General features: G+C 65.6%; 6 protein-coding genes and 1 pseudogene. 4 read left to right on the top strand and 3 right to left on the bottom strand.

Annotation, left to right across the window (positions count from 1 at the left end):
• Both I5M_RS00675 and I5M_RS00670 read left to right on the top strand, forming a co-directional pair.
• Positions 1–547 (top strand): EAL domain-containing protein (locus I5M_RS00675; RefSeq protein ID WP_022719640.1); only part of this gene is annotated, 547 nt, incomplete at its 5' end.
• Between the two features lie 15 nt (positions 548–562).
• Entirely contained in the window at positions 563–1,417 is an 855-nt protein-coding gene (locus I5M_RS00670) for a TIGR01459 family HAD-type hydrolase (protein WP_022719639.1), read from the top strand.
• Positions 1,418–1,680: 263 nt separating this feature from the next.
• On the opposite strand, the gene I5M_RS00665 is transcribed toward I5M_RS00670, so the two are convergent.
• Positions 1,681–2,076: a chemotaxis response regulator CheY gene (locus tag I5M_RS00665; RefSeq protein WP_031334870.1), complete on the bottom strand. Its 396-nt coding sequence runs from the start codon at positions 2,074–2,076 to the stop codon at positions 1,681–1,683.
• A 366-nt stretch (positions 2,077–2,442) separates the two neighbouring features.
• Between I5M_RS00665 and I5M_RS00660 the strand changes: the two genes are divergently transcribed.
• Together I5M_RS00660 and I5M_RS00655 are read left to right on the top strand one after the other, a co-directional pair.
• Positions 2,443–3,294, top strand: coding sequence for a 23S rRNA (adenine(2030)-N(6))-methyltransferase RlmJ (locus tag I5M_RS00660; protein WP_022719637.1), 852 nt, complete (start codon positions 2,443–2,445; stop codon positions 3,292–3,294).
• Positions 3,295–3,569: 275 nt separating this feature from the next.
• On the top strand, positions 3,570–3,782 hold the full coding sequence (locus tag I5M_RS00655; RefSeq protein ID WP_031334868.1) for a cold-shock protein: 213 nt from the start codon (positions 3,570–3,572) through the stop codon (positions 3,780–3,782).
• Positions 3,783–3,940: 158 nt separating this feature from the next.
• On the opposite strand, the gene I5M_RS00650 is transcribed toward I5M_RS00655, so the two are convergent.
• Both I5M_RS00650 and I5M_RS00645 read right to left on the bottom strand, forming a co-directional pair.
• A complete protein-coding gene (locus I5M_RS00650) occupies positions 3,941–4,786 on the bottom strand; it encodes a class I SAM-dependent methyltransferase (RefSeq protein ID WP_022719635.1) in 846 nt (281 codons plus the stop codon).
• Positions 4,787–4,938: 152 nt separating this feature from the next.
• Positions 4,939–5,454, bottom strand: a pseudogene (locus I5M_RS00645) (outer membrane protein); the annotation flags it as partial.
• Between the last annotated feature and the right edge of the window lie 27 nt (positions 5,455–5,481).

The following is a 5,481-nucleotide window of genomic DNA, read 5'->3' as shown; positions in this document are numbered from 1 at the left end:
GTTCGTGCTGGAGTTCAAGCAAAGCACCTTCCGCGCCCTCGGCGCGCTGGAGACCGAGCATCTCGCCGCGCTGGCGCAGCGCGGTTACCGGTTCTCGATCGACCACGTCACCGACCTGCGGTTCGAGCCGCGCGACCTCGCCGACCGCGGCGTGCGCTTCATCAAGGTGCCGGCAGCGTTGCTGCTCGATCCGCGCGAGCATCCCGCCTCCGACATCCATCCGGCGGATCTGTCCGACCTGCTCGGCCGCTTCGGCATCGACCTCGTCGCCGAGCGGATCGAGGGGGAACGCGCGGTGGTCGACCTGCTTGACTACGATGTGCGCTTTGGGCAGGGATTTTTGTTCGCAACGCCCCGGCCGCTGCGGCCCGAGGGCGCGGCCGCCCCGGCGCCTTCCGCGCCGGCCTCTGCCGCGCCGACTCAGCAGGATCGCATTCCCGACCATGACTCAGCCCAACCTCGGCAGGGCGTTCCGCCCATCCGGATCGATCCGCCGCGTGCGTCCGGCAACGCCGCTCTGGCACGGCGCGCTGCCGGGCCGGTCTGACGACCGTTTTTCCCGATGACGACTCTGCGGTTCGTCGAGCATCTGCGCGAGCTCGTGTCCGACGTCGACGTCGTGCTCAGCGACATCTGGGGCGTCGTGCACAACGGCCTTGAGTCGTTTCCCGAAGCCTGTGAGGCGCTGCGCACCGCGCGCACCGAGGGCCGCACCGTGGTGCTGATCACCAACGCGCCGCGCCCGGCGGATTCGGTGCAACGGCAACTGCGCAAGCTGCACGTACCGGACGACTGCTACGATGCCATCGTGTCGTCCGGCGACCTGACCCGCACCTATGTGTCGGAGCATCCGGGCCAGTCGGTGTTCTGGCTCGGGCCGGACCGCGACAACTCGATCTATCGCGGGCTCGATGCCCGGCTGACGCCGCTCGAGGAAGCCAACTACATCGTCTGCACCGGCCCATTCGACGACGAGACCGAGTCGGCCGAAGATTATCGCGACATGATGGGGCAGGCGCTGGCGCGCAAGCTGACGCTGGTCTGCGCCAATCCGGACATCGTGGTCGAGCGCGGCGACCGGCTGATCTATTGCGCCGGCGCGATCGCCGAACTGTATCGCGAGCTCGGCGGCGAGGTGATCTTCTACGGCAAGCCGCACCGGCCGATCTACGACCGCGCCATGGCGATCGCACAGGAGCGCCGCGGCGCGCCGACGCCGGCCGCCCGCGTGCTGGCGATCGGCGACTCGGTCCGCACCGACCTCAAGGGCGCGCAGGCGTTCGGCATCGATCTTTTGTTCGTCACCCGCGGCATCCACGCCGACGCCTTCGAAGGCATCGACCGCCTCGACAACGCGGCGATCCTCGAGCTGTTCGGCCACCCGCCGAAGGCGCTGACGCGCGAGTTGCGGTGGTAGTAAGCGGTTAGCGAGCCTCTCTTTTTGTCATTCCGGGGCGCAGTCCCTCACCTCTCCCCGCGTGCGGGGAGAGGTCGGCACGCATCGTCAGATGCGTGACGGGTGAGGGGGCGCATCCGCAAGGCCGAGCCGCTCAAACTCGCTGAAGCGCCCCCTCACCCCAACCCTCTCCCCCGCGCGCGGGGAGAGGGAGCGCGCTGTGCACAAACAAAAAACGCGCCCCTTGCGGAGCGCGTTTGCTAACTCGGTCGATGAAGCTCGGTTTACGCCGGGACGTGATCCGGGAACACCGCTTCGATCTTGGTCTTCAGCGTCGCGGCGTTGAACGGCTTGACGATGTAGTTGTTGACGCCGGCCTTCTTGGCGGCGATCACGTTCTCGGTCTTGGATTCCGCCGTGATCATGATGAACGGCGTGGTCGCCAGATTGGGATCGGCGCGCACTTCCTTGAGAAGGTCGTAGCCGGTCATCGGCTCCATGTTCCAATCGGAGATCACGAGGCCGTACTTCTTGGTCCGCATCTTGGCGAGCGCTTCGGAGCCGTCGGAGGCATCATCGATGTGCTCGAAGCCGAGCTGCTTGAGAAGATTACGAATGATCCGGATCATGGTGCTGTAGTCGTCCACCACCAGGACCGACATCGACAAATCCACCGCCATCTTCAACTCCCACCAGGCGCGGGCTGCAGAGCCGCGCCGATCGCCAAGACCTCTTCCGGCCGAGCCGGCACTCCCGCGATCCAGAACCCCGACCGCCGGACTATTCGCTGCACCCAGACCTAACATCGGGGGTTAAACAGCGCGTTAACCCCGGATCCTGGGCGCCGGAGGCGGAGCCTCAGGGATGTGGAGAAATTGAAGAAAGTCGTTGTGATCAAACGAATTCGGGAACCTGTGCCGGCTCGCGACTTGGTACTCTTACGTGGGTGAGCGTGCAGACGCGCGCGCGCCGCCAGTTGGCCCTGCAGCCGCGGGTTGTGCAGACGCCCCTCCCCTTCGCGGGCGAAGCCTATTAAGACCTCAGCGATGAATTATCGCCACGCCTTCCACGCCGGGAATTTCGCCGATGTCGTCAAGCACATCGTGCTGGCCCGAATCCTGACCTACCTGCAGGACAAGCCGGCGCCCTTCCGCGTCATTGACACCCATGCGGGAGCTGGTCTCTACGACCTCACCTCGGAAGAGGCGCAGCGCGGCGGCGAATGGACCACCGGGATCGCGCGGGCCTTGCAGGCTCGGTTTTCCGACAAGGCCGGTGAACTGATCGCGCCCTATCTGGACATCGTCCGCGCCTTCAACCCGAAGGCAGAGCTGGTTGCCTATCCGGGCTCGCCACTGATCACCCGCGCGCTGCTGCGGCCCCAGGACCGGCTGACCGCCTGCGAGATCGAGCCGACCGCGCGCAAGCGCCTGATCGATGCGCTACGCCGCGACACCCAGGCCCGCGTTGTCGATCTCGACGGCTGGCAGGCGCTCAGCGCTTTCCTGCCGCCGAAAGAGCGCCGCGGCCTGGTGCTGATCGACCCGCCATTCGAGCGCAAGGACGAGTTCGAGCGCATGGCGGACGGCTTCACCACCGCGCACGCGAAATGGCCGACCGGCATCTATCTGATGTGGTATCCGGTCAAGCAGCGCCGGGCCACCGAGGCGCTGGCGGACCATGTGGCCGGCCTGGCCGGCGGCGACGGCAAATGCCTGCGGCTCGAATTCAGCGTCGCACCGCAGCAGGACGATGGCGCCCTGATCTCGACCGGGCTGCTGATCGTCAACCCGCCCTGGACGCTGGCGAGCGAGTTGAAGATCATCCTACCCGAACTGGAGCGCCCGCTCGGCCGCGGCGGGGTCGGCCGATACCGCCTGGACATGCTCAAAGGCTGACTAATCAGCCGACGTACTTTCCAGGGCGCGAAAAGTCGCAACTCGGCCGTAGGCAATTGCGACAAAACCGTATTACACTGAATTTCATTGGACTGGCTTTACGTTCCGCTTCCGCGAATGGGGGCGGCGGAGTGACAAGGCCGCTAAGCGATTACTTTGAGGACCGGCATGACGACCGGTCCCGCTCCCGGCCGAGCGATCCGACCGCGCACTGCCAGGGCCGTGCCGACGCGCTTGACGCGCATCGGAAAGCCGAGGTGGGAGGAGTTTCCGGAATGGCAATGACGGGAACGGTCAAGTTCTTCAACGGAGAACGCGGCTACGGGTTCATCAAACCCGACGACGGCGGGCGCGACGTGTTCGTGCACATCCCCGCAGTCGAACGCGCAGGCTTGAAGGATTTGACCGAGGGACAGCGCATCACATTCGAGGTCGAACCCGACAAGAAGGGCAAGGGGCCAAAGGCGGTCAATCTGGTGGTGTCCTGAGCGTAGCCGGCGGAGCCTGAGCAGCTAAGCCGACTCACAGCGGGTCGAGGATGTGCGGTTGGGCGGCGCCGGGATGGTGCTCGTCAGCTGACGTGCACCTAATTATTGGCTAAGCGGGCGATCAGTTTGCGCGTCGTCGCTTCCAGTTCGTTGTTGCGTCATGGCCTTGTAGTCATGGCGTGAAGGATGTGCGCGCCTCCGCCCGAGCCAGTGTGCGTGCGGCCCGGCAGATAGCGAGCGGCCAGCCGGCCGCTGTCGTAATCGTCGGTGGTGACGAAGCCGATCTGTGCCAGCTTCGCTGCAAGATCGGCCGGCTGAAAATGGCTGAGCAGGCGTTCGCCAGCAGCGGCAACCCGGGCTTCGAGCGCCGCGCGCGCGGCGCGGCCATCCTGCGACGCGATGGCTTCGGCCGGCGCCGAATAGTCGAACACCACCTCGGCGCCGCCGGGCAAACCGGCGATGAAGCGGAGCGTCGCGAAGATCGCGTCTTCGGTGAGATAAGGCACGACGCCCAGCCAGGTGAAGAACGTCGGCCGGTCCGGATCGTGGCCGGCTTCCAGCAGTCGATCTGCCAGCATGTCGCGCTCGAAATCGACCGGCACATAACGCAGCGTCGCCGGCGCCGCAATCCCGGCACGGGCGAGTTGATCGCGCTTCCATTGCTGCGTGGCGGGGTGATCGACCTCGAAGACTGTCAGCCGGTCCGCGATCGGCGAGCGGTAGGCGTAAGTATCAAGTCCGGCGCCCAGCACGACGAGTTGAGCTACGCCACGCGCGGCCGCGGCGGTGAGCAGATCCTCGGCGAGCCGGCTGCGCATCGCGATGAACCAGCGCAGTCGCTGGCGCCCCGGCTCGTCCGCCTCGGCCCGCAGTTGGTCGGCGTCGGCCCCAAGGATGCGCAACGCCAGCGGATCGGAAAAGATCAGCCCTCCATCGACGATCTGATGCGCCGCGCGTAGCGACGCGGCGCCCCATGCGGTGCGGCTCGGCTGACCAGTTTGCATGTATGGAGGCTACGGCAGAAAGGGTGGAGTGTCGACACGCGTCCGTCGTGCGGCCAGCCATGCACGCGTGACGTCAAACGAAAAATCCCGGCCCAAAGGGCCGGGAGTTGTTCGTGCAGTTTCTTGAGGTCGCGAAGCGGAAATCGAGACCGTTAGAAGTGATAGTTGATGCCGGCGCGGACCACGCCGAAATGGTAGGCGTTCGGCACGCCGGTGATGGCGAAATTGTTTTCCGGCAGGCTGACGTAGAGATACTCGATCTTGGCGCTGATCTTCGGCGCGAAGGCGTATTCGACGCCGGCACCCAGCGTCCAGCCGGCCCCGGTGTGGCTTTCGGTGGTCAGCAGGCTGGTCTGGCCCTTGAGCTGGCCGAAGGCGAAACCGCCGGTGCCGTAGAACAGCAAATCGTTCATCGCGTAGCCGACGCGGCCGCGCACGGTGCCGAACCACGGGTTCGAGAACTTCCACGGCGCGAAAGTGTCATCCGCATTGGTGAACTGCAGATCGCCTTCGAGACCGAAGACGATGTTGCTGCTCTGCCAGTTGAAGCCGCCCTGCACACCACCGGTGAAGCCCGACGGCTTGGTGATGTTGTTGGTGACGTTACCGAAGCTGTAGCCCAGATTGCCGCCCAAATACGGGCCAGCCCAGCTGAAGCTGTTGAGCGGTTATTGACGGTTAAGGCGCCCGCGGCC

Source organism: Rhodopseudomonas sp. B29 (genome assembly GCF_000333455.1).
Classification (GTDB): Bacteria; Pseudomonadota; Alphaproteobacteria; order Rhizobiales; family Xanthobacteraceae; genus Rhodopseudomonas.
Note: the sequence above shows the minus strand (reverse complement) of the source record. Positions and strands in the feature narration are given on the sequence as shown.

Coding starts and splice junctions, on each gene's coding strand:
- I5M_RS00670 (WP_022719639.1), top strand. CDS start 563: ATGACGACTCTGCGGTTCGTCGAGCATCTGCGCGAGCTCGTGTCCGAC.
- I5M_RS00650 (WP_022719635.1), bottom strand. CDS start 4,786: ATGCAAACTGGTCAGCCGAGCCGCACCGCATGGGGCGCCGCGTCGCTA.
- I5M_RS00665 (WP_031334870.1), bottom strand. CDS start 2,076: ATGGCGGTGGATTTGTCGATGTCGGTCCTGGTGGTGGACGACTACAGC.
- I5M_RS00660 (WP_022719637.1), top strand. CDS start 2,443: ATGAATTATCGCCACGCCTTCCACGCCGGGAATTTCGCCGATGTCGTC.
- I5M_RS00655 (WP_031334868.1), top strand. CDS start 3,570: ATGGCAATGACGGGAACGGTCAAGTTCTTCAACGGAGAACGCGGCTAC.